This window comes from Idiomarina sp. A28L, from assembly GCF_000218785.1.
Lineage (GTDB): Bacteria > Pseudomonadota > Gammaproteobacteria > Enterobacterales > Alteromonadaceae > Aliidiomarina.
Genome location: NZ_AFPO01000028.1, coordinates 10,112 through 36,187, shown reverse-complemented (window position 1 = coordinate 36,187; position 26,076 = coordinate 10,112). Strand labels below are relative to the sequence as shown.

Below are 26,076 nucleotides of genomic sequence, written 5' to 3'. Positions count from 1 at the left end.
GTTACGCAATTATTATAAGTTTAGACCTTTTTCATAACGCTGTTGTTGATCTTCCATTAGTTTAACGATTAAACGTATGCGAAGTAACCACTTTTCTGCTATAATCCGCGGCTTTCATGAAATACAACCCTCATATTTACCTATTCGCGAAGAATAGCAGGAGCTGTAAATGGCCACTGTGCTTATCTTAATGGGATCAACCTCTGATTGGCCTACAATGCAGGCAGCTGCCCGCATGTTAGAAGATTTCGGTGTAAGTTGGGAAGCGCGTGTAGTTTCTGCACACCGAACACCAGATTTACTGGCAACCACTATGGAAGAAGCAGAACAAAACGGAACTCGGGTTGTAATAGCTGGAGCCGGCGGCGCGGCGCATCTACCTGGCATGTTAGCCGCTTTCACCTGTCTTCCAGTGTTTGGTGTACCAGTTGCCAGCAAACAATTAAAAGGCCTTGATAGCCTGTTATCCATTGTGCAAATGCCAAAGGGCGTTGCCGTGGGTACTTTAGCTGTGGGCGAAGCCGGTGCTGCGAACGCAGGTTTGCTTGCCGCACAAGTAATTGGCACCACTGATACCGAAGTACAAAATAAGATTCGTCAATTTAGAAGCAAGCAACGGGAATCTGTTATTGCCAATAGTAAATTGGAACTTGATTCATGAAGCTCCTGATACTCGGTAATGGCCAGCTTGGGCAAATGCTCGCACAAAGCAGTATTCAACTTGGCCATGAATGTTTATTGGTAAACACCCGCACAAACACAGTAATGCCAGCAGGTGCCCACGTTGCACTGAGTTTAAGCATCGAAGAAGCCATGCATTGGGCCGATGTTGTAAGTTGGGAACACGAGCAACTCGACCCGGAGCATGTTGCGCTAGCTGCCAATAAGCTACTCACCGATGCTGATAAAATTCGTCCGCTCACCCATCGTCAACTTGAAAAAAAGATGTGTGATGATTTACGCATTCCAACTTCGCCATGGCAATCATTTCAAAATGCCGATGAATTTCGCCAAGCCCTGCAAAACTGGCAAGAAGCTGTGGTGATTAAAGCTGCATTTGGTGGTTATGATGGTAAAAGCCAATGGCGTTGGGATCCGAAAAGCGCTTCGGCTGCCGCAGAAGCCGAGGCACTAACTCATTCCGCGGGTGTGCAGCCAGGTATTATTGAGGCAATGATTCCATTTAACAAAGAAGTTTCCATTGTTGGTGCACGCGCCAAAGATGGCCGAATTCTTTGTTATCCGCTAGTGGAAAACGTGCATAGAAATGGCATTTTAAGCCACACCTTTGCCGGCTTTGAAGCGGTAGATGAACGCTTGCAAGCCACCGCAGAAGAAGCATTTCGCCGTATAACCGAACACCTTGGTTATGTGGGAACCTTAGCTATCGAATTCTTCGTTGTAGGTGAAGGCGATGCTGCCGAACTTTTAGTAAACGAAATTGCACCACGGGTGCACAACTCTGGCCATTGGTCTTTAACGGGTTGCAACGCTAGCCAGTTTGATTTGCATATTCGCAGCCTCACTAACATGCCGTTTCCAGAATTAGCGGTTCAACCTACACTTATGTTAAACGCAATCGGCTGTACTCAAATTCCCACAGAGCTATGGCAAGATGCACGTGTGCAAGCATTTTGGTATGGCAAAGATTCACGGCCAGGCCGAAAAGTTGGCCATGTTAACGTAAATATTTCTTCGCGCTCAGGTGCACAAGCCTTATGCGAACACTGGACACCTTCACTACAAGTGCTATCGTAATCGCCTGACCTCTCGGGAGTTTACTATGAGTACTTTTGCTTCTGCTGGCGGCAATGCCGCCAAGCTTCAGCGCCAATATATCTTGGCTATCGATCAAGGCACCACTTCAAGCCGCGCCATGATTTACAATGCCCAGTTGCGCGCACAAGGCCGCGGCCAAAGTGAATTTCCACAATATTTTCCAGCCAACGGCCAAGTTGAACATGACCCTAGTGATATTTGGGAAACTACGTTACTTGCCTGCCGCCAAGCTATCAAAGATGCAGGAATACAAACCAATGATATTGCTGTGCTCGGAATTACTAACCAGCGAGAAACTACCGTTGTTTGGGACAAGGCCAGCGGAAAACCAATATACCGTGCTATTGTTTGGCAAGATCGACGCACCGCCGCTCGTTGTCAGGAACTCCGCGATAAAGGTTTAGAATCCCTGGTGCGAGAACGCACCGGTTTACTACTCGACCCTTATTTTTCTGCTACCAAAATTGCTTGGATTCTTGACCACGTAAAAGGGGCTCGACAAAAAGCTGAGGCGGGTGAGCTGGCGTTTGGCACTATCGATAGTTTTTTGCTTTGGCATTTAAGTGGCGGGCAAGTGCATGCAACCGATGCCACCAATGCTTCGCGAACATTGCTAATGAATTTACGCACGCGCGAATGGGATACTGAGTTATGCGAAATCTTTGCTATACCCTCGGCAATGCTGCCAGAAATTCGTGATAATTCCAGCGCTTTTGGCATAGCCAATTCTGAACTTTTCCGCCAAGGCGCACCTATGCAGTTTGCACCGCAAACCCTTGCCAACAACAATGATTCCGGAATACCCATCGGCGCCATGATAGGCGATCAACAAGGTGCACTTGTGGGCCAAGCCTGTATTGAGCCCGGCCAAATAAAAAGCACTTACGGAACAGGTTGCTTTGCCCTAGTAAACACGGGGGATAAACCCGTAAGCTCAGAACACCGTTTATTGAGTACTTTAGGTTACCAAATCGATGGCAAGCCAACTTATGCACTTGAAGGCAGCATTTTTATGGCTGGCGCTATTGTGCAATGGCTCCGCGATAAGCTAGGCATTATCCAGAGCGCCGCAGAAACGGAGCAATTGGCAGAGGGCGTTGATAGCCAGCAAAGTGAGATATTAATACCTGCTTTTACTGGCCTTGGCGCGCCCTATTGGGATCCGAATGCGCGCGCCGCAATTTTTGGTATGACTAGAGATACAGGCAAGAAACAACTCGCCGCGGCAGCGCTTCGAAGTGTGGCACTGCAAACACGCGATTTATTGAAAGCGATGGTGGCTGATGGGCAAACAATCGATACCATAAAAGTAGATGGCGGTATGACCGACAATGGCTGGTTTATGCAGGCGCTCGCCGATATAACCGGACATTCAGTAGTGAGAGCCGATACAGCTGAAATTAGTGTGCGCGGCGCGGCTTTCTTAGCCGGGCTGGAGGTAGGCATGTTTAGTTCACTGAATGATTTGGCCAAACTGTGCGGTAGCAAGGGAACATTTAGCCCGCAAAGCACAAAGGCAGAGCGCCAGCAACAGTATGAACGTTGGTTAGCAGCAGTGGAGAAAGTCAGGTAAGATAACTGCCCTTTTTAAAACAATGGTTGCTGGTCCGAAAAGTAAATTGAATTGCGGCGCAGCAACCCATAATGGCACTAGAACACGTTTACTAATGAAGTGTTTTAGCTCAGTGTTTCAACAACATGGTAGTAGCATAAATGAGTTCAACCAAGGCTTTATCAGAAACGCAAATGTTAACCGCCGTAAAAGCGGCTCAAGCAAAGGCCTACGCGCCCTATTCAAAGTTTCCGGTTGGCGCCGCTATAGCTGGCCCAAATGGCGAAATTTTTAGTGGTTGTAACGTAGAGAATGCCTCTTACCCTGAAGGTAATTGCGCCGAAACTAGTGCAATTGCTGCCATGGTAATGGCCGGTGTAACCCAAATTGATGAAATTTACGTTATTGGCAACGGCGATGGTTTAGTTTCTCCATGTGGCGGTTGCCGCCAACGCATTCGCGAGTTTGCTCACGCCAACACCACGGTTCATATCTGCGGCCCAGAGGGTGTGAGGGCTGTGATCGCTTTTCACGAACTACTACCAAATTCATTTGGCCCTGAACATGTATTAGCTAGCAAGGAATAACGGCATGAACGATTCCAAACCTACGCCCGCGGCAGATAGCACAAGAGAGGCAGCAGCCAAGGCGTTTTCACTGCTTGATTTAACCAGCCTTACTGATCAAGAAAGTGCAGATGATATTGCCGCCTTGGTAAACAATGCGAGTTGGCGTAGTGCGAATGGCGAGCGTATTCATGTGGCTGCTTTATGTATTTTCCCGCGGTTTTTGCCACTTGCCCGTAAGCTACTGGATGAACAGGATTTATATTCGGTGCGCCTAGCCACAGTAACTAATTTCCCGCACGGTAATGATGATATTGATATCGCGGTGAAAGAAACTCGCGCGGCAATTGCTTATGGTGCCGATGAGGTAGATGTGGTTCTGCCCTACCGAGCGCTCATTGCTGGTGATAGCAAAACACCTTTGTTATTGGTGCAGGCCTGCAAGGCCGAGTGTGGGCACCACGCGCAGTTAAAAGTAATCATTGAAACTGGCGAGCTTAAAACACCCGAGCTTATTCAACAGGCAAGCGAGATAGCTATTGCCGGTGGCGCAGATTTTATAAAGACATCTACCGGCAAAGTAGCTGAAAATGCTACCCCAGCAGCCGCTGAAATTATGATTTCGGTGATTCAGGCACATATTGAACAGCAGCGCGCAAACAAAAGTGCAGCGCACGCTACCCATGCGATAGGCTTTAAGCCAGCCGGTGGCATTCGCAATTTAGATGATGCCCTAGTTTACATGCACGCTGCAGAAAACGTGCTGGGTAAAGCAAGTATTCAGCCGAGCCGCTTTCGTTTAGGAGCAAGCTCGGTACGCGCGAACTTAGTGGCCACCTTGGAAGGTGGCCAAGAACACACGGCATCAGGAGGATACTGAGATGTTGCCACAAGAGATTATTAAAGCAAAACGTGATGGTAAAACCCTTACCCGCGAGCAAATCGCCTTTTTTGTGAAAGGTATTTCCAACGGAAGCGTAACCGATGGCCAAGTAGCCGCATTTGCGATGTCGATTTATTTTAACGGTATGGCTATGCCTGAGCGGGTTGCGCTCACTGAAGAAATGATGAATTCGGGCACCGTATTGAACTGGGATGCCTTTAATCTCGGTGGCCCCATTGTTGATAAACATTCAACCGGTGGTGTAAGCGATTCTGTAAGCCTAATGCTCGGCCCAATGGTAGCGGCGTGTGGCGGATACGTGCCGATGATTGCCGGCCGTGGCTTGGGCCACACTGGCGGTACGCTGGATAAATTCGAAAGTATTCCAGGTTACAACATTCAACCAGAGCTTGCTGATTTTCAGCGTATTGTAAAAGAAATTGGGGTTGCCATTATTGGCCAAACTGCCGATTTAGCGCCAGCGGATAAACGCTTTTATAGTATTCGCGATGTAACCGCTACGGTAGATTCCATTCCGTTAATTACCGCTTCCATTCTTTCTAAGAAGCTCTCAGCTGGGCTTGAAGCGTTAGCAATGGATGTGAAAACTGGCAACGGCGCGTTTATGACGAGCCTAGAAGATTCACGCGCGCTGGCAAGCAGTATTGTTGCGGTAGCAAATGGTGCGGGCGTGCGCACATCAGCTACTATTACTGATATGAACGAAGCACTTGGTGATACCGCCGGCAACGCTACTGAAATGCGCGAGGCGATTGAGTATTTAACGGGTGTGCGCCGGAACCCGCGCTTGCATCAAGTAACCATGACATTAGCAATACAAATGTTGTTGCTCAGCGGCATTGCAGCAAGCAAAGAAGAAGCTGCGGCGAAATTAAACGATGCCCTAGATTCCGGCCGGGCGGCTGAAATTTTCGGCAAAATGGTTCACGCACTCGGCGGCCCAGCCGATTTCTTAGAAAACTGGCAAGGTTATTTACCGAAAGCACCAGTAATTATGCCGGTTTATGCTGATATGCCCGGTTATGTAGCTGAAGTTGCCACACGAGATCTCGGTTTAGTGGTAGTAAGCCTAGGCGGTGGGCGCACCAACCCAGCGGATGCTATTGATCATGCAGTAGGGTTAAGCGAGCTTGCACCTATTGGTACCTTTGTGGATAACAACCGCCCGCTGGCTATGATTCATGCGCGCGATGAAGTAAGCGCTGCAGCTGCAGCAGTAGAGTTGAAAGCTTCGATTGGCTTAAGCGAAACTTTGCCTGAGCTAGATCCGGTAGTTTATGAGACACTTACAGCAGATGATGTGTAAGGAGTAACTTATGGCTCGTGCAATTATTCTCATGCTTGATTCCTTTGGTGTTGGCGCTTCCGCCGATGCCGAGGATTTTGGTGATGTAGGTGCCAATACATTTGGGCATATCGCCGAGGCCTGCGCGGCAGGTAAAGCAAATGTAGAACGGCAAGGGCCATTAACGTTACCAAACCTAGAAAAACTTGGTTTGGGGTTGTTAGCGGAAGAAAGCGGTGGTGAACGCCCCGCTGGCTTTGCTTTTAATGGCCCATGCCAAGCTTTATATGGTTACGCGCAAGAACAAAGCCGCGGTAAAGATACTCCCAGCGGCCATTGGGAAATAGCCGGTGTGCCCGTGTTATTCGATTGGCACTATTTTCCTCCTACAGTGCCCACGTTCCCTGCTGATTTCATCAGTGAAATCATTCAGGAAGCCGATTTACCGGGTATTTTGGGTGATTGCCATGCCTCGGGTACCGAAATCATTGCCAGCCTTGGCAATGAGCACATGGCCACTGGCAAGCCGATTTTTTACACCTCTGCAGATAGTGTGTTGCAAATAGCGGCGCACGAAGAAACCTTTGGGCTAGAGCCTTTATTAGCACTGTGCGAATTGGCACGCAAAAAACTTGATGCCCATGGTTTGCGAGTAGGCCGCGTGATTGCTAGGCCGTTTTCTGGTAGCAATGCCGAAAACTTCAAGCGCACGCCGAATCGCCGCGATTATTCAGTATTACCCCCTGCACCAACGGTGCTCGATAAATTGGTGGAAGCTGGCGGCGAAGTAATTAGTATTGGCAAAATTGCCGATATTTATGCGCACCAAGGTATTACTCAAAAAGTAAAAGCCAGTGGCAACAATGCGATTTTTGATGCCACACTTGATGCCATTGCAACAGCGCCAGCGCAGAGCATTATTTTTCCAAATTTCGTCGATTTTGATATGGAGTATGGCCACCGCAGAAATGTACCCGGTTATGCGAAAGCGCTAGAAGATTTTGATAAACGCCTACCGGAATTAATTGCGGCCTTAAAGCCTGGCGATCGAGTGTTTATTGCGGCTGATCACGGCTGTGATCCAACTTGGCCCGGAAGCGATCACACTCGGGAATATATCCCCGTAATTTGCTTTGGGCCTGATTTAACCATACCTAAGAGTGGCGGCAACATAGGCCGGCGCACAAGCTTTGCCGATATCGGCCAAAGCATTGCTAGCCACTTAGGTTTGCCGGCTACTGACTATGGTAAAAGCTTCTTACCACGCCAGTAGCGGCCTATTCTTTATTTTTTGTATTGCTCAAACCACGCCAAGGCATGCTCAATTTTCATGATCATGCGTGAAGGCCTACCCGATACACCATGGTAAGCGCCTGGCACACGCACAAGTGCCGTATCAACGCCCTGAAGTTTAAGTGCCTGATAGAACTGCTGGCTATCCGATAATGGCGTGCGCCGATCACTTTCACCCACAAACATCAACGTGGGCGTGGTTACATTCCCTACTAAAGAAAGCGGTGAACGCTGCCAATAATGCTCGTGCTCTTCCCAAGGCATACCAGGGAATTGATTGGCAATTTGGCCCAAATAACTATCAGCTGTAAGCACTTTCGATACCCAGTTAATTACAGGGTTAGTAGCTACCGCTGCATTGAATCTATCGGTTAAACCCACAGCATAAGCAGTAGCGATACCCCCTGCTGAGCCGCCGGTGATAAACAAGTTTTGCTCATCAATAAAGCCTTTTGCGATCATGGCATCAACACCCGACATGTGATCAGCAAAATCGTCCGGCGATGAATATTTACCATCGAGCAACATGGCAAAATCTTTGCCATAAGAGCTACTACCACGGTAATTATTGTAGAAAACTACATATCCTGCCGCGGCATAACGCTGCAACTCGGCAGCGAAATATGGGCCATACGCTAAGTGTGGGCCACCATGAATTTCTACTAATAGCGGATATTCTTTTTCTGGGTCAAAGCCCGGTGGAGTAATGTACCAGCCGTGAATTTCCGTGTTATCAATGCTCGAGTTATAGGTGATTTCGTGCACTTCACCTAGTTCGCGTTGGCTAAATAAATCTTCGTTTAAGCGGGTAAGCACTTGTGCGTTGCCGCCTTGCCAAACACCCACGTTGCCGAGCTGATGCGCGTTGCCGTGCGTAAATGCAACAACACCATCGCCAGAGGCGCTGAACATACCGCCCAAATAAGGCCGGCCATTGCTACCAGTGCCAACATCGCTGGTTAAATCGCTGATTCTGCCACCACGCGCTGATACTCGCGCGAGCTTAAGTTGGCCACGATCTGCATATTGAAACACGATAGTGTTGCCATTAAGCCACGCTGGCGATTCAACCGAACGATCAAAATCAGTTAATAATTCAGTTACTTCTTTATTGCGCCAATTCATTACCCGTAACTTCGCATTCCGGTAAGGCTTACGTTCACCTGAGCTGTGCAAAAACACCAAACTGCGACCATCAGGAGAAAACGCTGGGCTAGTTTGCCGGCCACTCTCGTTGGTAAGTTCAGTTAAACGGCCATCGGCCACTTCTACTTGATATAGGTTTGCTTCTAACCCTCGGTATTCCCAATCATCGCGGCGGTTTGCCGAAAATACAATGGCAGTGCTATCGGGAAGCCAAGCAAGCGTACCCCCATGGTTGTAATCACCAGAAGTAAGTTGGCGAGCGGCACCACCCTCCGAGCTCACCACAAAAATATGCCGGTAAGCACTTTCTAAAAAGCCACGGCCATCAGCTTGGTAATACGCGCGCTCAGAGATAATCGCAGGTTCAGACCAGCGCGCGCCTTCTGGCCGCTTAGGCCGATATACACTGCGGGCAAAATCAGTTACTGGAGCAAGCACTTCCATGCTAAAAGCTAAATGCTTGCCGTTTGGCGACCACGTTAAGTTACCAGGCCCACTGCGCAGATCTGAAACCCGTGCGGTTTTATTCTCTGCCAGCCAATGAACATGAATTTGGTTGCTACCGGATTGATTAGAAACAAACGCGATACGTTTACTATCGGGCGACCAACGGGGGCTGCTATGTTGATACTCATCGGCGAACAGTGGTGTTTGTTCGCCACTTTTCACGTTTACTAACCACAAGCTGCGGCGAGTAGAATCTTGCATGATATCGTTGCTATGGCGCACATATACAATGTGTTCACCATTTGGGCTCACTTGTACATCATTGGCATATTCAAGAGCAAAGATATCTTCTGCGGCGAAGGGTTGGCGATTGCTTTGCTCTTGAGCAAGAGCGGTGCTAAACCCAACCGTTAATAACAACGCCAACATTAGCATTGAATTCAATATGGAGCGTGATCGCATACTCTGATTCCTCTATTATTTTTATTCAATTTCAGCGTGTTGCCGCTAGATAGCTAAGCCAACTACTAGAGCAACACGCGTTGTAGGAACTTACTAATATCTTGTAGCTGTTCAGCACACACCTGGTGAGCCATTGGGTAAGTTTGGTACATTACGGCGTATCCACGCGTTTGCAACCAAGCATTTGCTTGCTCACCTAATTGCATTGGTACAACCGGATCTTGGCTACCATGTTGCACCAAAAATGGCGTAGTTTTCTGTGCTTCACTCAATTCTACAGAACCCTGAGTAGCTAAGTAGGTGGAAAAGCACATTACTCCCGCAAGCTTTTTGTTGAAGCTCAGCGCCGCTTCATAAGCAACCGCACCACCTTGTGAAAAACCCGCTAGCACAATACGTTCAGCCGGAATACCACGTTCAATTTCGCGCTCGATGAAAGCTATCGTTTGAGCAGCGGAATTTCGTAATTGTTTTTCATCAACGCTTCGTTCAATAGACATCTCTAAGATATCGTACCAAGCCGGCATTTGCATGCCACCATTAATAGTTACCGGTATTTTTGGCGCATGAGGGAAAACAAAACGTGCATGAACGCCTTCGGCAAACTTGATGTGTGGCACTATCGGTTCAAAATCGTGGCCATCCGCGCCAAGCCCGTGAAGCCAAATTATAGCGGCATTAGCTGATTGCTTTGGTTCAACTTCTACACAAGGTAATAAACTCATTCTCAATCCTATGTCTTGCAATACTTGAAATATTTTTGCCCGTTACAATAACTCTGTTGGGATTTCTAACTCACTATTTAAAAGTGTTTTGTGTACCGGGCATTTGTTGGCAATTTCTAACAACCGTTGGCGTTGCTCATCAGAAAGGTTACCTTCCAATTTAATTTTCCGGGATATGGATTCTGCGCCCTTGCTGCCTTTATCGTGCCGCAAATCAACGGTAACTTTTTCTAATGGCCATTCTTTTCGAGCTGCATACATACGCAGTGTCATTGATGTACAAGCGCCTAAGCCTGCCAACACCATTTCCATAGGGGCTGGGCCTTCATCGGCACCGCCCAAGCTCTCTGGCTCATCAGCCAGCCAACGATGATTATAGGTAGTTACCTGATTAGTGTACGGCGCCATTTTTTCTTCTACGCGCACGCAGCCTTCGTTCACTTCTTTACTCATAATGCTCTCCGCTCATGCCCCACATTGGAGCCCTATGCTTTATAAAAAAGCCCCGGATTAACCGAGGCTTTGATAATACATTATTTCAATCACAATGTGAGGCTTACACTACTTTTGCTTAGCATTTCCCAGTAACATTTCCCAGTAACATTACTCAGTAACATTACTCAGTAACATTACTCAGCTGAGTAAATTTTTACCCATTCAGTAAGCAAACGCACACCGTAGCCTGTTGCGCCTTCAGGGTGAATGCCACTGGCACTTTGAATTAAAGCATTACCGGCCATATCGATATGAACCCAAGGCGTATCGCCCGCAAAATGCTGTAAGAAAATAGCACCCGCTTGAGCGCCCGGCGAGCCAGTGTTGCGGCGATCAGCAATGCGGCTGCTCGTTATATTGCTGTATGGGCCCAATGGTAACTGCCACACCAATTCGTTAGTGTTTTCGCCAGCTGCGCGCAAGGTGCGAATAATATCGTCCTGCTCACTGAAAATGGCTGAATATTCAGTACCTAAAGCGCCAACTTTGGCACCCGTTAAGGTTGCAATATCTGCAATTACGCGTGGGTTGAAGTGCTCGCGTGCATACCAAATGCCATCCGCAAGAATTAAGCGGCCTTCTGCATCCGTATTCGCAACTTCAATAGTTGAACCATCGCCAGCTGTAACCACATCACCGGGTAATTGTGCTTCGCCAGAGATCAGGTTATGCGATAACGGTGCTACGGCCACAACATTAACAGGAGCGCGTTCAGCAGCAAGTGCTGCAACAGCACCAACTACTGCGGCAGCGCCCGCTTTATCAGTAGTCATTGCCAAGATAGAAGCAGCTGCGGTTTTTAGGTTATAACCACCAGTATCAAAAGTGTTACCTTTGCCTACTAGAGCGATAGGCTGATCATCACTACCTTTCCAGTGCGCAACCAGCAGATGGGCCTTGTGCTGGCTACCTTGAGCCACGCCATAAAGCGCACCCATACCTAATTCGCGCACTTGCTCAGGGCCTAAAATCGTTACTTCAATACCTAGTGGCTCTAATGCGGCCCGTGCCATTTCAGCAAAGGCTGCTGGGTAACCAGAGCTACCCGGTAAATTCACCAATTCACGGGCAATAAATACGCCGTTGGCAAGGCCTTGAAAGGTTTCATAATGAGCTGCCGCTGAACTATTGCCAACAGTTAACCATTCGTAGGTTTGGCTCGGGCGTGGATCGGGCTGGCTTTTGAAGCGATCGAAGCGGTAATTACGTAAATCAACACCATGCGCAATGCTCGCGCTAACGCGCGCATTATCGGCGGCATCAGTTACTAAACGTGTGTCCACATGAATAGTTTCAGCTTTCGTACTGTTCACATGATTAGCTAACGCTGCACCAATTTCTTCGGCATCAGTACGGCGCAATTCACTTGGCGAACCCACACCTACGAGTACCAAACGCTCTACCGCCAAGCCGGCCGGTGCAATAATTTCTAATTGCTGCTTCGCTGCACCGGTGAACTCACGCACACTCATGGCACGATTCACTTGAGCTGCCGTTTCATTACTCCAACCGCTTAAGCTTAACTCTTCAGTATCAGCTGGAACCAATACCACTAATGTTTCAGCACTTGTATTTAAACGCTCAGTAAAACTCACTTTGGTTTCAAGGTACTCGGCCGAGGCGGCGATAGATACTGACATCAGTATGATTGCCACTGCAAACCAGCGTAAAATCTTCATATAGAAATTCCCTATTTAGCAAATAATCGGGCGTTAGGGTGCAAAAAAAAAGGCTTCCACGCAAGTGAAAGCCGACCAATCGTAAGAATAAACCGATACAGCGCGAACTATTGAAACGGCATCAACAGAAGATTAGGGCAAATCGCTGGAGCGAACTGGCGCGCTAAAATAATAACCCTGATAGATATCACAGCCTTGGTTTATTAACGCCTTTAACTGCTCTTCAGTTTCTACGCCTTCAGCTACAACAATCAAGCCTAAAGTGTGGCCAAGTGAAATGATACTTTGCGTTAATTGCGCTTGCGCCAAGCCAGCGTTGGGCTTATCTGCATTGGTGGATACAAAGGAGCGATCGATTTTCAGCTGATCCAAAGGTAAACGGTGTAAATAGCTTAAGTTGGAATAACCTGTACCGAAATCATCTAGCGCAAAACGTACACCTAGGTTTCGTAGTTGCTGCATTGTTACAATAGCCGCTTCGGTGCTACCTAGAAGCATCGATTCAGTAATTTCAAGAATTAATTTATTCGGGGGCGCACCGGTTTCGGCCAAGCTTCGGCTTACTTCTTCTACAAAGTTATCAGCCTTTAATTGCTTCACCGAAACGTTTACCGACATGGTCCAATCTGATTTTTCCGCATGCTCAGCCCACTCTACTAGCTTCTCGCAAGCGGTGCGCAGCACCCAATTACCAAGTATAAGAATATCACCCGATTGTTCGGCAATGTGAATAAAGTCGGCTGGAGAAACCATTCCTTTCGTAGGGTGGAACCAACGAACAAGTGCCTCAGCACCAACGCAGGTTTTTTGACAATTCACTTTTGGCTGATAAAACAGTTCAAGTTCATTGTTCATTATACCCCGATGTAAATCACGCTGAAGTTCCAGCCGGCTATTTAATCGCGCTTCTAAATCAGCATCAAAAAATACACTGGTATTTCGCCCTGCATCTTTCGCTTCATACATGGCTTGATCAGCTTGTTGCAATACTCGCTCCATACTCTCTGAAGCTGGCCCCACTAATGTTACGCCAATACTCGCGGTTAACAGGTAAGAATCGTTTGCCAACACGAGCGGATCTTGCATCAGTGTATTTAACTGGGCAATAAAATCATGGCACTTGCTTATAACCTCTTCTTCGGTGCTGCCAAGATCAGTAAGTAAAATCACAAACTCATCAGCTGACATGTGCGCAACGGTATCTTCTTCCCGAACTACGTTCGCAAGCCGCTGTGCAACGATAAGCAAAGCTCTATCACCTTCTTCATGCCCTAAACTATCATTGAGGATTTTGAAGTTATCTAAATCAATTGAGAGCACCGCTGCATACTGCTGGCTGTACCGTGCATCCCAAATACTTTCGTGCAAGCGCTTTTGTAAAAGCGTGCGATTCGGCAAATGCGTTAACACATCATAATGTGCTAGCTCCTCTATTTGCTCTTGAGTTTCTCGCCGCTCGGTAATATCGAGCATCACACCGTGCCAAATTCTTCCTTCGTCATCCGCTTCACCTGGCTGCGATTCAACGCTAATCCATTTTGTTTTATTATCAATAAGGAAGCGCCCTTCCCAACGAAACGATTGATTATTTACTACCGCCTCTTCTTCAGCATTTACGAAACTCTCAATATCTTCGGGGTGGGTTAGCTCTACCATATAAGTGAGAGTATCTGATAACGGAACCGTTGAAGGCACCGCGAACAAATCGCGAGCACGCTCGCTTAAGTAAATAAACTCACGCTCGCCATCTTTACGAACTCGAACTTGATAAACACCAGCCGGCGTGAGCGCAGTTAACTTGCCATATTGTTCTAAACTATGAATTAGCGCACCCTGCCGAATATTAATTTCTTGCTCGGCTGTTTGCAGATAGAATTTCGCCCGCCGAGCGGCATACCAAAGCGCTAAAAACGCCGCAAACAACACCGCAAATGGAATGATTAAACTGTAGAGCCAATCGGTGATAACTTTTGAGCGGCTACGCATGGCAATAACCGTTAAATTGTAATCAGGTAACGGCTTCAGGTATGCATATGCTTGTTCAATGCCAGAATCACTTAGCCTTTCTCGTTGATATTGATACACACCTTCGGGTTCACCCATTAATTGCTGCAGCTCCGACGATATCTGAGCTTGGTAAACGCTCGCAAGAGTATCAGCCGTATGCTCCAAAATTAATGGATGCAGATAGGCTAAATGATTATCCGGCCGCACCAGCGACACTTGAATACCTGAAGGGATAACCATATTTGTCCACAATGGTAAGCCTTCTTCAAGCTCCACACCCATAGCCATATAACCGAGGAGCACCCCTGCTTCATCAAAGATAGGCGCACGGATAGGAACTATCCACGTATCGAAAAATTGGAAAAAATAAGGGCGGCCAATATGGAATTGAGGCTCTGCCACAAAGGTAACAAAATCACTCGCTGCAAATTCATTAGCTAATAAGGAAGGTAGAGGTTCATTAATAGGTGCAAAATCGGTTACCCAAAACTCGCCCTCAAGGGTAATAAACGCTAAGCCGGCCACGCCAGCTTGGCGTTTCGTAATTCGTTGCAGGTGGTGCATTGCTTGTTCGCGATCAGCAAATACATTGTTGTAAACTAAATCATTTCCAACCGTACTTAAAAACAGCTCGGTACTAGCAAAGTATGATTTCACACCTTGCTCAAGCATTTCCGCCGAATGCTTTATTTCATGGTGGTTCATTGTTACTGAGCGGTTCCATAAACCCACACAAATAACCAAGAAAAAACCAAACAATGCCCATGCCGCAACATTTACAACCGCGCGTAAAGAACCCGTATAAGAACGCGTTACGGCAGGTTGTTCAGCAACTGCAAGCGGTTCAAAACCTTGCTTATGGGTAGTTTCATTCACACTCAACTGCATTTCTCAAAATACTCGAATACGGAAAGTTAATTTAACTAGTTATTAACATTTAAGCAATCGTTCTTAACAACCAGTTACAAATTAGATTAATTCCCCGCAGTGCTGGACATACAACCGGAAATTCCCTAAAATCCACGCCTGCTTTGAAAGCACCAAACATGCGCCCGTAGCTCAGCTGGATAGAGCGCCGCCCTCCGGAGGCGGAGGTCAATCGTATAATTGGTGTTTAAGCTAGAAGTCAAAATTTAAAAAATGCGCCCGTAGCTCAGCTGGATAGAGCGCCGCCCTCCGGAGGCGGAGGTCAGAGGTTCGAATCCTCTCGGGCGCGCCATTTCTCTCGCCTATCGGCACTTCCCAATGACAAATCTTGGAACAATTTGCATCACGACAAGCTCATATAACGAATTCTTGTAAGCCTTTAGCTAAAATCAATGTTCCGTATCATATATTTAGCTGGGACCAATCTGGGACCATTTGGGGACCAAGTGTTTTCTTCTGGTTTTTCGGTTCCGATATTTTGACATTTAGCCACATACAAATATGCTATTTTTGTAACGCTTTTTTTATTGATCTTATCTACGAAAGCGCAAATGCTCATTTGCGTCTATCAGTCCAAAAAACCACGGCAAATATTATCTAATCCGATGTGTTTTGGAACTTAGCTTCTATCGCGAAGTAGCTCAACGGTATGTAGGTATTTTACAGTATCTATTCCTTCCTAGTGAGCCTCTTTCTATCGCTCCACTAGTGAAGTCCTGTTTATATTTTCACCTAAAGCTGTGTCGATAAATCTCAGACTCTACCAGTCTGTGTCGTGCATCAAGGAAACATAGTTATACTATGTTGCAATGAAGCTCAAATGAAAACAAATATTAAAATCTTTACCGTATGTTGCTATAAGTAGGTGGTAGCTAATATCTCAGACCATTAAAAGCACTTAAATATGAGAAGTTTCAGCAAATTTGACTCTTGCCCTAAGCTATTATTATGATAAGGTTATTTTATCTATTTACCAAGGAGTGGTTTTTGTGAAACCGCTTTTAAGGGATAAGTTTGATGCGGCTTCGTGAAGTTTTAAGTGTTCTCTCTAAATCCTCACCTTACGCTGTAAAAACAGATCGTGAGCCTGTAGAAAGCGATGACCTGGATGCAGTTAAAGACTACCTCTATGTTGAAACCGATATAGAGCAGGACTTTCATAATCAGCTTAAATCCCTTAATGCAGCAGCAGAAAAAAAGGTCATTTTTCTCTGTGGTAGTAGTGGTGATGGTAAATCCGAAATCCTGACTCGTTATAGTAAACAATATCAACACAAAGCACACTTTCATCTCGATGCCACCCATAGTTTTGGTCCAAAAGAGACCGCGATTGAGCGATTAGACAAAGTCTTCTCTGATTACGATATCGGCACTCAATCTTTGGTGGTTGGTATTAATACTGGCATGCTAGGTAACTACTCAGAAGAAGGAGCAAATGAGCAGTTTAAACAAGCCATAAAAAGTTTTTTGCAAAAATCAGAAGTTAATGATGAATTTGTATTCTTAGACTTTGAACAATATCCAAAATTTAAGATGGACGCTCATTTCTACAGCTCAAAATTTACTGAGCAATTACTGCAGAGAATCACAGCACAAGATAACAATATTATCCGGCAGTTTTTTGATGAAGAAAAAGTACTACCAATTCACGATACTACGCTTTGTTTAAACTTCGAGCTGTTATCAATCCCATCTGTGCAAAGAATTGTGGTGGAGTCGCTGTTTAAAGCTAGGTTGATGAAAGATCAATTTTTAACGGCCAGGGCATTACTTGACTTCGTGTACCACTTGTTCTCTGGTGATAGCTATCTTTCAGAGAACCTTTTTACCTGCAGTGAAAGTGAAATCGTAGCTAAGATTGCAGACTTTGATCCGGCATTGTTGCGTACAAAGTTGATTGATCAGTTTGTTCTAAGCCACAAGTTAGGGATCAATGATAATGAGTTTGAGTCTTTTAAAAGCACTCTAAAAGATAGAGGCTTTGATCTAAGAAAGTTACGATCGCCAGAAAGTAATATACGCTTATTCTATGTGCTTCAGCACGAAGACATTGGCAATAACTACCATCACCGTTTTCAAGCCGACTTCAGTGACAGCTTGCTTGATAAATACTCAACGATATGGCGCTTGCATCGCACACCAGAGGCACCTGAAGCAAAGCATGAGATAAGAGTTTTTTACCGTGATGTTTTATTAACAGCTATTAGCAAGTTTAATAATCGTAATGCGCCACAATTAAGTAAGGATGAGTTGCTGCTCGCAACGCGAGGCGGGTTTCATATCGCAGCTCATGTAGATATTAAGCAGGACAATTCAGCAATCAAGCTCGCTGCGGCAGCTGAACAGGAGCATGTCGGTTTTTTCCATGCTTGCCTCAAGGTTGATGAGCAGCCTATTAAAAAAGTCGCTATTAATATCAATTTGCTTGGTTTGTTGTATCGAATCTGTGAAGGCTATCAACCGAATAAGCATGACAAAAATGCGGTAGTACTGCTGGATGAACTAGTTGAAGAGCTACATGAAAGAGCTAGTAAGGCGAAAACTTTGCTGGTCCTTCGTGACTCAACTCGCCTCCGAGTATATGACGCTGAGGGAGATGGAAGTGAGTTAGAAGTAAGCGGGGGAGTCAAAAAGTGAATTTGAGCCGGAATTTAGTCGTTACTAAGAATCGGTTGAGTCGATTCTTTCCCTTACGAACGAAGGATGAACGCAAAGAGCTAGACTGGGATAGTATTCTGGGCATTGTGATCGGTGAAGTGTACCGTAAAGAACTAGCAGTACCAGATCTTTCAGCCTTTGAAGCTTTGTCGGCCGCTGAATTTAAACAGCGCATTGATGATGCATCATTTTGGTCGACGTTGAAGACCATGTACTTTGATACAAAGGATATTCTTCAAATTGCTCCTGAGTTTCTTTTATTCCGCTCCAACGAAGCTGAAGACAATAAACACAATCAACGCATTGGTGAGATGTTTGTGCAACTTATGGGTGGTCAAACACTACTGAATTTCACTCCGATGCGGCTGAATTTTATCGAGCAGGTTTTATTTGAAGTGCTCGAAAAAAATGGCCTTAAAGCTAAGATAATTAAAAAGCATGGAAAGGTAGCAGAGCAATCATTCTTGCCATTTATGACTCAATGTTTTAAACAGGATTTGGCTTTCTTAGGAACCAAACCACGCTATTTATTAGATAACTTCCAGAGCTTCCTTCGTTTGTATGGTTTTTTGTATACCAGTCAGTTGGCTCACAATTTAATAAATTGGTCTCAAGGTGAACCAAAGCCTTGTGAAAACTACTTGATACTAGATACCGAAAAAGCAAGTGCAGAGCGACATTACCTAAAAGATGCGGGTTACAAGCAGCTTTATAAGCATGTGCATCGAATTTTTCCTTATCTAACTATGTCAGAAATGCTGCAGGCAGATCATGAAGAAATTGTGCCTCTATGGCAGTTGGCTGATGGCATTCGCGATTGTGACTCAGTCACAAGTCATTTGAATGAATTTTCGCATAGCTTCAAGGCAGAGCGTAACTTGACCAAAGCCGAGCTTGTTGACAAGCCAGAACCGATAGGTGCGTTGAGCCAAGTATTAAAGCTGTCTAGCGAGCAATTCAAAACCGGCAATAAAGACAAAGATGACATCAACAGTAACTTTGCCAAAGCGACACTCAAACACCTGTGCGCTGATTTTATTCAACAACGAGGCGCAGCTGGCTCTGTATTGGTAATGAATCAGGATTATCTGCTGCTGCTGACAAACTTGGTAATCGGTCCGAAAGAATCTTTGCGTTTGAATGAGCTGATAAAAGGATTTAACCAGCGTGGTGTTTTCTTCGATAAACACAGCCAAGCTGAAATTGTGCAATTTTATGAGCGTATCGGCAATGTTGAGCGTATGAGTGACAGTGGGGATGCAGTCTATGTCAGAAAAACAGTTTGAGAGCTTTCTTGCTGAGCGATTAATTGATTGGGGGCGGAGCGAGTTTAAAGCTGGTTTTCGTTATCAGTTTAAATCACCTGATAGTAAGAATAGCGAATTACTCATAGAAGCCCTATTAGAGAAAAAATCGGCGAGCTTTTCTGATTTTTCTACTGCGTTACCATTTTTAGAACTAAATGCTGTTCGATTAATTCCAGTCTTGCATGCTGATAACATGCATGGATATACAGAGAATTACATTTCCCGTTTACGTGATTTAGTGGCTGCACAGCAAGGTGATTTTAAGAATACAGCCTTATTGATTGTTCATAACAGTATGCTAGATACGCTGGTCAACTCAGCGGAAGATCTGGCTCAACCAAGCAAAGTTTGGCATCCATTTACTTTAAAAGAACATTTGAAAACGCTAATTAATCCATTGGATAAACAGCGTGCAGTGTCTGAAATTTTACTTGATTTAGTCTATGAGCAGATCATTGATAATGGCGGTACTGTTTTTGGTTTTAGTAAGTTATACAGTGCAATTTTAAATGGTGACTTACGCTTTCATGAGCTGAACTTGCTTGTAGATAGCGACCTGACACGCTATGAAAGTCAGAGCGAACAGATCCAAAAACGTCTAGAAGAGAATCAGCAACTTCATCGTAGAATTACTGAAATTACTGAACGCTTTCCAGCTGAGTTAGTTGAAAAGTTAGGTGAACTAGACTTTGGCGAAAAATTCATTGAAGAACATTTTTCTGAGCCCGACTGCTGGCGTGAGACACTTGAGCTAGGTGCTTGCTTTGAAGAACAAAAGAAAAACCGTAAGGCAGGGCTCAGTTTAGAAAGTGAAGAGTGGGGTTTAACTGTTGAACTAACTGGTAGAGATAAAGCTCCCACAAAAGCGGGGAAACGCGAAAGACATTTAATTTTAGTTTTGCATGCTGGCGAGACAGCGGCAGATTTTGAGCTTGTTTTTATTGGTGATGCCATTGAAAAGAATCAGGTCGAGATCAAAGACGCATCAGAAGATAAAGTGCAACTGACTGGTATTAATAATGCAGGCGGTAAGCGCAGCCGGGTGAAGTTTAGCTGTAATGATATCCAAACACCGGTATTTTGTTTTATAAAACTCAACCGTGAAAAAACAGCTGAAACCTTCGGCTTTAAAGTCGTTATTTTACCAGATTCAGATTTCCCACTACAGAATATTGCACACAGCTTTTTAGTCCAGGTTAAGCAGCAAAGATTGTTGCTGCAAACGGATGAAAACGTTCTAAAGATTTCAGAAAATTTCACTAAGGTAGCGTTAGAACAAGTAGGTCAGGTTTTTGAAACTGCGGATATTGGTTTTATTGATTTTGAAACCTTAGCCAATGAGTCGTCTGAGATTAGCTTTACCGTTATAACTAATAGTTACACTCTAGATTTTGAAGTGGAAGGTGCTGTGGCATCAGAAGCATTAGGCTTGCCATTGCTACTTGATTCTGAGCGTTACTCGCGTTTATTTGATCGAGATTACTGCGGTGTCTTTAACCGAGCTAAGAACAAAATCATTCTTGATAATCAAGAAGTAGCACCAAAAGGGCGACGTTTAACCTTATTGCAGTGGGAGGATCAGCTTATTCAAGGCCAGTTGCTCTATCGCCATGATGAGGCTGGACGCAATTTGGATGTTACTTCTTTCTGTCACTTTCCGGAATTAAAGCAAGCGTACACTGCTTTGTTGGATGAGTTGCACCAAAGGCGAAGTTTACCCTCACTAAGCGGCTGGGATCCGGATTACATCGCTTTAGTGCGTGCAGTCGTTAACGCTTTCTCGGGTGCCATCAGTGACATTGAAGAAAATGATTTGCTGAATAAAGCACAAAAGCAGCTCATGCACGTTGGTTTTGCAGTATTTGATGGTGATGAATTCATAACTCCACTGCATCCGCTGGTTTTGTCGTATTACTTGTATCTGGCCGAACAGATGTTGGCCGATAAGCAGCATGCCCAAAGCTTTTCTGGTTTGCCACGTATTACCAAAGAGCGCTTGAATCCCCAAGGGCTTATTCCGTATTTGTACCACCCAAAGTTCGAATTTAGTTACGTTCAAAAAGATCGAGAGAATAGCTTTTGGATGCAATTAGTCCCGCAGCAAGAAACCAGCTTTAGCTATGTACGAAAGTTAGTCTCTGAAAAAGTTGGGGAATTCCAAGCTGCTTTTAGCATGCTGTTTAGTTGTGGTCCAAGAGCCAAGCTGCTGGTTAACTCAGTCAACAACCACGACAACTTTGATCTCTTTATGGGGTTAGTTGACTTGGTAAAAAACCTAAAAGACAAAGTGCCCTATATCCATGTCTGTTTGTATGACGATGAGTTGATGTATAACGAGTTTGACCGTTTTGCCGATATGAGCAAGCATGAAGAACTTAAATTACGGTACGAGTTAAATAAAGGTAAGGCGAAAGAGTATTCTGACTTAGTAGTCGACTTACTCAGAACCCGATTAACCTATAGCAAGTATGAGAATGAAAAGGTAACAGCTCAGCAATACGCACATATCAGTTTCTTTCGCAACAACCAGCGGGTCGAGCGTACCGATGTTGACCCGGATCAAGAGCTAAGCGGCGTGGTTTGCAATGGTTTAATTGTTGGTGAAGCCGCCGCCAATAAGCAAGATAGTTACTTTACGGCTTTTGGTTTAAAAGGTGTTGATACGACAAACCGGCCACATTTGCGCCTGGCTCAGCAATACAACCGGCTGGTGAAGCCAGCTTATAAAGCGAATGAGCAGCATGGTAAAGCAAAATCGACCGCGCTGGCTGTGAATGATGGCTTCAGAAAATTATTAGAACGTTCTTACGACTCGTCTATTTGGACTTGTATCATTGATCCAAAAGTAACGCTGGACTTCTTTGAGTCTTCCAAAGATGTTGTGCTGATCCATTACTCCGACAACTACACCAACTCAACCAATTACGATGCCATCACGGTAACTAAGCAAACCGACTTGTACCGCAAAGTATTGGAGCGTGACGAACAAGGTGGATATATTGAAGAGCTCAATGCCTTCAATGGAAGTTGGCTACTTCGGATGATCACTGATAATTCCAACGAGCGTAAAGCCAAACGCGGTACTATCGGTGCCTACAAGTTCATTAATGCATTGCTTGCTCACTCAGATGTTACTTGGGTTCCGTTGTCAGTTGATGAAATAATTCGTGTTGCCAAAAATACTGGACTTAAAATCAGCGAGTCAGACTTCTCCCGAACGGTACAGGGCTACAAGCAAGGCCCTATCTCTGATGATGTGCTTTTTGCGGGCTTTAAAGACGATAAATTGTATTTGCTGCCGGTAGAGGTTAAAACCGGCAAACGACAAACACATAGCAAAGGCTTTTTACAAGCGTTGGAATTAAAGCGCTACCTGACTGAAGATTTGTTAGGGAAGCAAGACCTGGCAGGGCTTTTATATCGAGGGCTATTTGCTCGTCAGGTATTGATGCAAGTAGAGAAGTACAAACTGTACAACTTGTACAAGGATGACTACTTTGAAGACTTGGACGAGCAGAGAGAATGGTGGTTAAAAGGTGAGTATCAGCTAACTGAGCTGAACGACTATCCGAAGGGCTTTTTGTTCGTTAATGTGGAAGATGGTACTTTCTTTGATGCTTGCTATAGCGAAGAGCAGGATATTTTAAAGATTGAACTGCCAAGCGGTTGGTTGGGCGATTTAATTCGAACGCCGTTAAAAGAGATGCTGGCTTCGGCAAGCAGCGAAACGTTGTTTCGGGTACCAGCACAGTATTTATTGCAGCCACAAACTAAAACATCTGAGTACCAAGAAGAGCCCGAAACCGAATTACGACATCCAGCAGAGCCAATTGACCCTTTGGTGCCCCCTTCAGTAAGTAGCGATGAGCAACCAGAGAAGTCCCCGCAACCGATTGAGAAAACCAGCGATGGGCCGTTACAAGTTTTGTTCGGTAACGATGCACGAACGGATCAGCACCTCTATTGGGAGCCAACCAATACGGCTCGCTTCATGAATACCAATACCGGAATTATTGGCACTATGGGCACAGGGAAAACCCAGTTCACTAAGGCGATGATAACCCAGCTCTATCGAAATCAGCATAACAACGTCAACAGTGCACCGATTGGGATGCTGATTTTTGATTACAAATCCGACTATGTGGATGATGCTTTTATCAATGCCACTCAAGCTAAAAAGTACAAGCTGTTTAAGCTGCCCTATAACCCGCTCAGTTTATTCGGCAATACGCCTATGTTGCCAATCCATACTTCAGCTGGGTTCTCAGAAACCATGGCCAAAGCCTATGGTTTAGGGCCTAAACAACAGTTAAAACTGGAAAACTTAATCCTAGAAGCTTATACCGCTGCAGGCATCAGTCTTGAAGACGCTTCCACCTGGCAAAAGCCAGCTCCAACTATTGAGGATATCTGGGCGCTGTTTATGGCTCAGGAAAAAGTAGAAGAAGACTCGCTCTATGCAGCGCTATCCAAGCTAGCCCGCTTTAAGATATTTGAATCTGTTCCAGAAAATATGACCAGTCTTTACGAGCTAACCACAGGCGTTACGGTTATTGAGCTGGCTGGGTACCCATCAGAGATACAAAACTTGGTTGTCGCTTTAACACTGGATCTGTTTTATTCGCAAATGCAAAAACGAGGGAAGCCTGAAGTGCAGGGTGATTTCAGACAAATCACCAAGATGATCCTAGTAGATGAAGCTGACAACTTTATGTCACAAAACTTCAGTAGCCTGCGCCGAATTTTAAAAGAAGGCCGCGAATACGGTGTAGGCGTGGTGCTATCCACGCAGGACATTACCCACTTTAAAACCAGTGAGAATAACTACGCCTCGTACATTCTCACTTGGGTGATCCACCGCGTAGCGGAGATCCGCAATGCTGATATTAAGGCAATTTTTAATGTCGATGATAAAGGCGAGCAAGAGAATTTAATGGAAACGATCCGCAAGCTGGAAAAGCATTACAGCTTATATATCGATGGTAAAAAGACACTAACAAAAATGCGCGATAAAGCCTTTTGGGAGCTAAATAATGCTTAGTACAGGTGAGTATATTTCAGGTGCGGTCAGAAAAAAGCATTCTATTGTAATTGCAGTTATAGGACTTTCTGTAAGTTTACTTCCGTCATTTGGAGTGCAGTTAGTACACACTGTGCATGGTCTAATCTTCTGGCCGTTGCTCCTCATCGCTTTATCCAGCTTGTTTTTTATCTACTCTGGTCTTCGTGTAGCTGTCAATGACATTGTTTTGTTAAAGGCAAGAAAGTTTAATGTTGGATCCCTGCCTAGTGCTATCATGATAACAAAGAATAATGACAATGAAGGTGCTAGAGTTATTCTCGAAAATAATGAAAGTATCAGAATAGATAAAGATGTTGTTGTTTCAATATGTCTTGAAGATAACACTCATGGTCAGACAGAGGTTGCTTTGGGAGTTGTTCTAAAGCAGCAAGATGACGGTAAAATTATTATAGCTGCTAACCCAAAAGAAGCTGAATCGTCAAAGTGGTCTGAAATCATCAATAATCCTGATAGATATAAGCAATCCATTACCATTACAACATGTATAAATAGGAATTACCTAGATAGCGACTATCTTTACCGTGAAAATTATGATGTGAAGGCTCTACGTAATTCAGTCGATAATTTAGACTCTGATGGAGTTAATAAATTATGAATTTCAACGTGATAAACTTTGAACAACCAATAGGTAATTTTTTCATGACAGCAATGCCAGCTAGATTTGTTTCCCAAATCATGTTGGTAAAAGAAAGAGTAAACGGTGGTATTCAGAGAGAAGAATCAAAGAAAAGAATAAAGGAAATAACCCTATATTGTGATGATCCTGATGCAACCTTCCCTACCCCTATAATTCTTTCTGTTAATTCAAAGAATATAAAAATTTCCGCTGGTTCTGTAGAGTTTGAAGATGAAAGCCATTATGCGGAAGTTCTAGACGGTCAGCACAGAATTAAAGGTATAGCCAAATCTGAAAAAATAGATCAGTTTACTCTACCTGTTGTGTTTGTCATTGATGCAACTGAAGAACAAAAAGCATATATATTTTCTATTATCAACAGCAAGCAAACCAGAGTATCTCCCTCATTAATATACGACTTATTCGATGTGGTCGAATCAAGAAGTCCTCACAAGACATGCCACGAGTTGGCGAGATCTTTGAATTCTTCAGAAGAATCTCCATTTTTTGACCGTCTGAAAATGTTAGGAAAAGGAGGTGGAGAAAATGCTTCGCTTTCTCAAGGAGCTTTTGTTAAAGCGCTATTGCCACTCATTAGTAAGAATCCTGATAAATTAGCTCTTGATATTAAGAATAATGCCGATTTAACCTATGAAGACCTTCCTTTTAGTAAGTATTTTATTGAAGGTAAAGATGAAATTATATTTAAGATAATAATAAACTTATTTAATGCAGTTAGCGACACTTTCCCAAACGAGTGGAATAATCCGAAAGATTTCATTTTGTCAAAATCAATTGGCTTTACTGCCATAATTAGGGCTTATCCTAGTATTCACAATGTAGGCCTCGGTAAAAAAGATTTATCTAGGGATTTTTTTAGAGTCTATTTTAGAGAGTTCAAAGATGTTTTACTAAAAACGGAATACACTCTTACTTCGAGAGATTTCAATGCCAGCGAGGCCTCGTTGAGGAGACTGACTAAATTACTAGAAGATACTGTGAATAACATAGTTTAGTTTTAGAAAGACTATTATCTAGTAGGTTGGCTTTTGAATGATTTTTTGTTCGAATTCAAACGAAACCTAAATATTGCATTGGTTCAGCTATATAATCATACTTGATAAGTTTTTTATGGGAGACCAAAT

17 protein-coding genes and 1 tRNA gene are annotated in these 26,076 nt (G+C 44.6%); 13 read left to right on the top strand and 5 right to left on the bottom strand.

Going from position 1 to position 26,076, the window contains the following annotated elements; all coding sequences use genetic code 11:
* Positions 1 to 169 precede the first annotated feature (169 nt).
* From purE to A28LD_RS11665, 7 genes are all read left to right on the top strand, one after another.
* Positions 170 to 661 carry a 5-(carboxyamino)imidazole ribonucleotide mutase gene (gene purE / locus A28LD_RS11695; protein ID WP_007421285.1) on the top strand — a complete coding sequence of 164 codons (492 nt, stop codon included), beginning with the start codon at positions 170 to 172 and terminating at the stop codon, positions 659 to 661.
* Positions 658 to 1,758 carry an ATP-grasp domain-containing protein gene (locus tag A28LD_RS11690; RefSeq protein WP_007421284.1) on the top strand — a complete coding sequence of 367 codons (1,101 nt, stop codon included), beginning with the start codon at positions 658 to 660 and terminating at the stop codon, positions 1,756 to 1,758. The genes purE and A28LD_RS11690 overlap by 4 nt, the downstream gene beginning before the upstream one ends.
* A gap of 25 nt (positions 1,759 to 1,783) precedes the next feature.
* Entirely contained in the window at positions 1,784 to 3,352 is a 1,569-nt protein-coding gene (gene glpK, locus A28LD_RS11685) for a glycerol kinase GlpK (RefSeq protein WP_007421283.1), read from the top strand.
* A 140-nt stretch (positions 3,353 to 3,492) separates the two neighbouring features.
* Positions 3,493 to 3,918, top strand: coding sequence for a cytidine deaminase (gene cdd, locus A28LD_RS11680; RefSeq protein WP_007421282.1), 426 nt, complete (start codon positions 3,493 to 3,495; stop codon positions 3,916 to 3,918).
* A gap of 4 nt (positions 3,919 to 3,922) precedes the next feature.
* On the top strand, positions 3,923 to 4,777 hold the full coding sequence (gene deoC / locus A28LD_RS11675; RefSeq protein WP_007421281.1) for a deoxyribose-phosphate aldolase: 855 nt from the start codon (positions 3,923 to 3,925) through the stop codon (positions 4,775 to 4,777).
* Position 4,778: 1 nt separating this feature from the next.
* Positions 4,779 to 6,107 (top strand): thymidine phosphorylase, encoded by a 1,329-nt coding sequence (gene deoA / locus A28LD_RS11670; RefSeq protein ID WP_007421280.1) that lies wholly within the window; start codon positions 4,779 to 4,781, stop codon positions 6,105 to 6,107.
* Positions 6,108 to 6,117: 10 nt separating this feature from the next.
* Positions 6,118 to 7,359 (top strand): phosphopentomutase, encoded by a 1,242-nt coding sequence (locus A28LD_RS11665; protein ID WP_007421279.1) that lies wholly within the window; start codon positions 6,118 to 6,120, stop codon positions 7,357 to 7,359.
* Positions 7,360 to 7,370: 11 nt separating this feature from the next.
* Here the strand turns inward: A28LD_RS11665 and A28LD_RS11660 are convergent, their stop codons facing one another.
* The 5 genes from A28LD_RS11660 to A28LD_RS12090 all read right to left on the bottom strand — a co-directional run bounded on the left by A28LD_RS11660 (position 7,371) and on the right by A28LD_RS12090 (position 15,216).
* On the bottom strand, positions 7,371 to 9,434 hold the full coding sequence (locus tag A28LD_RS11660; protein WP_007421278.1) for an alpha/beta hydrolase family protein: 2,064 nt from the start codon (positions 9,432 to 9,434) through the stop codon (positions 7,371 to 7,373).
* Positions 9,435 to 9,499: 65 nt separating this feature from the next.
* A complete protein-coding gene (locus A28LD_RS11655) occupies positions 9,500 to 10,159 on the bottom strand; it encodes an alpha/beta hydrolase (protein ID WP_007421277.1) in 660 nt (219 codons plus the stop codon).
* 42 nt (positions 10,160 to 10,201) lie between these two features.
* On the bottom strand, positions 10,202 to 10,612 hold the full coding sequence (locus A28LD_RS11650; protein WP_007421276.1) for an OsmC family protein: 411 nt from the start codon (positions 10,610 to 10,612) through the stop codon (positions 10,202 to 10,204).
* Positions 10,613 to 10,788: 176 nt separating this feature from the next.
* Positions 10,789 to 12,333: a leucyl aminopeptidase family protein gene (locus tag A28LD_RS11645; protein WP_007421275.1), complete on the bottom strand. Its 1,545-nt coding sequence runs from the start codon at positions 12,331 to 12,333 to the stop codon at positions 10,789 to 10,791.
* A gap of 132 nt (positions 12,334 to 12,465) precedes the next feature.
* On the bottom strand, positions 12,466 to 15,216 hold the full coding sequence (locus A28LD_RS12090; protein WP_050795196.1) for a bifunctional diguanylate cyclase/phosphodiesterase: 2,751 nt from the start codon (positions 15,214 to 15,216) through the stop codon (positions 12,466 to 12,468).
* 266 nt (positions 15,217 to 15,482) lie between these two features.
* Here A28LD_RS12090 and A28LD_RS11635 point away from each other — a divergent pair.
* The 6 genes from A28LD_RS11635 (at position 15,483) to A28LD_RS11610 (ending at position 25,947) form a co-directional block, all read left to right on the top strand.
* Positions 15,483 to 15,559, top strand: a tRNA-Arg gene (locus A28LD_RS11635).
* A gap of 725 nt (positions 15,560 to 16,284) precedes the next feature.
* Positions 16,285 to 17,904: a DNA phosphorothioation-dependent restriction protein DptF gene (dptF, locus tag A28LD_RS11630; protein ID WP_007421273.1), complete on the top strand. Its 1,620-nt coding sequence runs from the start codon at positions 16,285 to 16,287 to the stop codon at positions 17,902 to 17,904.
* Between the two features lie 2 nt (positions 17,905 to 17,906).
* Positions 17,907 to 19,211 (top strand): DNA phosphorothioation-dependent restriction protein DptG, encoded by a 1,305-nt coding sequence (gene dptG / locus A28LD_RS11625; RefSeq protein ID WP_139043599.1) that lies wholly within the window; start codon positions 17,907 to 17,909, stop codon positions 19,209 to 19,211.
* Positions 19,192 to 24,273: a DNA phosphorothioation-dependent restriction protein DptH gene (gene dptH / locus A28LD_RS11620; protein WP_007421271.1), complete on the top strand. Its 5,082-nt coding sequence runs from the start codon at positions 19,192 to 19,194 to the stop codon at positions 24,271 to 24,273. Before dptG ends, dptH begins: the two co-directional genes overlap by 20 nt.
* Positions 24,266 to 24,910, top strand: coding sequence for a hypothetical protein (locus A28LD_RS11615; RefSeq protein WP_007421270.1), 645 nt, complete (start codon positions 24,266 to 24,268; stop codon positions 24,908 to 24,910). The genes dptH and A28LD_RS11615 overlap by 8 nt, the downstream gene beginning before the upstream one ends.
* Entirely contained in the window at positions 24,907 to 25,947 is a 1,041-nt protein-coding gene (locus A28LD_RS11610; protein ID WP_007421269.1) for a DGQHR domain-containing protein, read from the top strand. Before A28LD_RS11615 ends, A28LD_RS11610 begins: the two co-directional genes overlap by 4 nt.
* Positions 25,948 to 26,076: the final 129 nt, after the last annotated feature.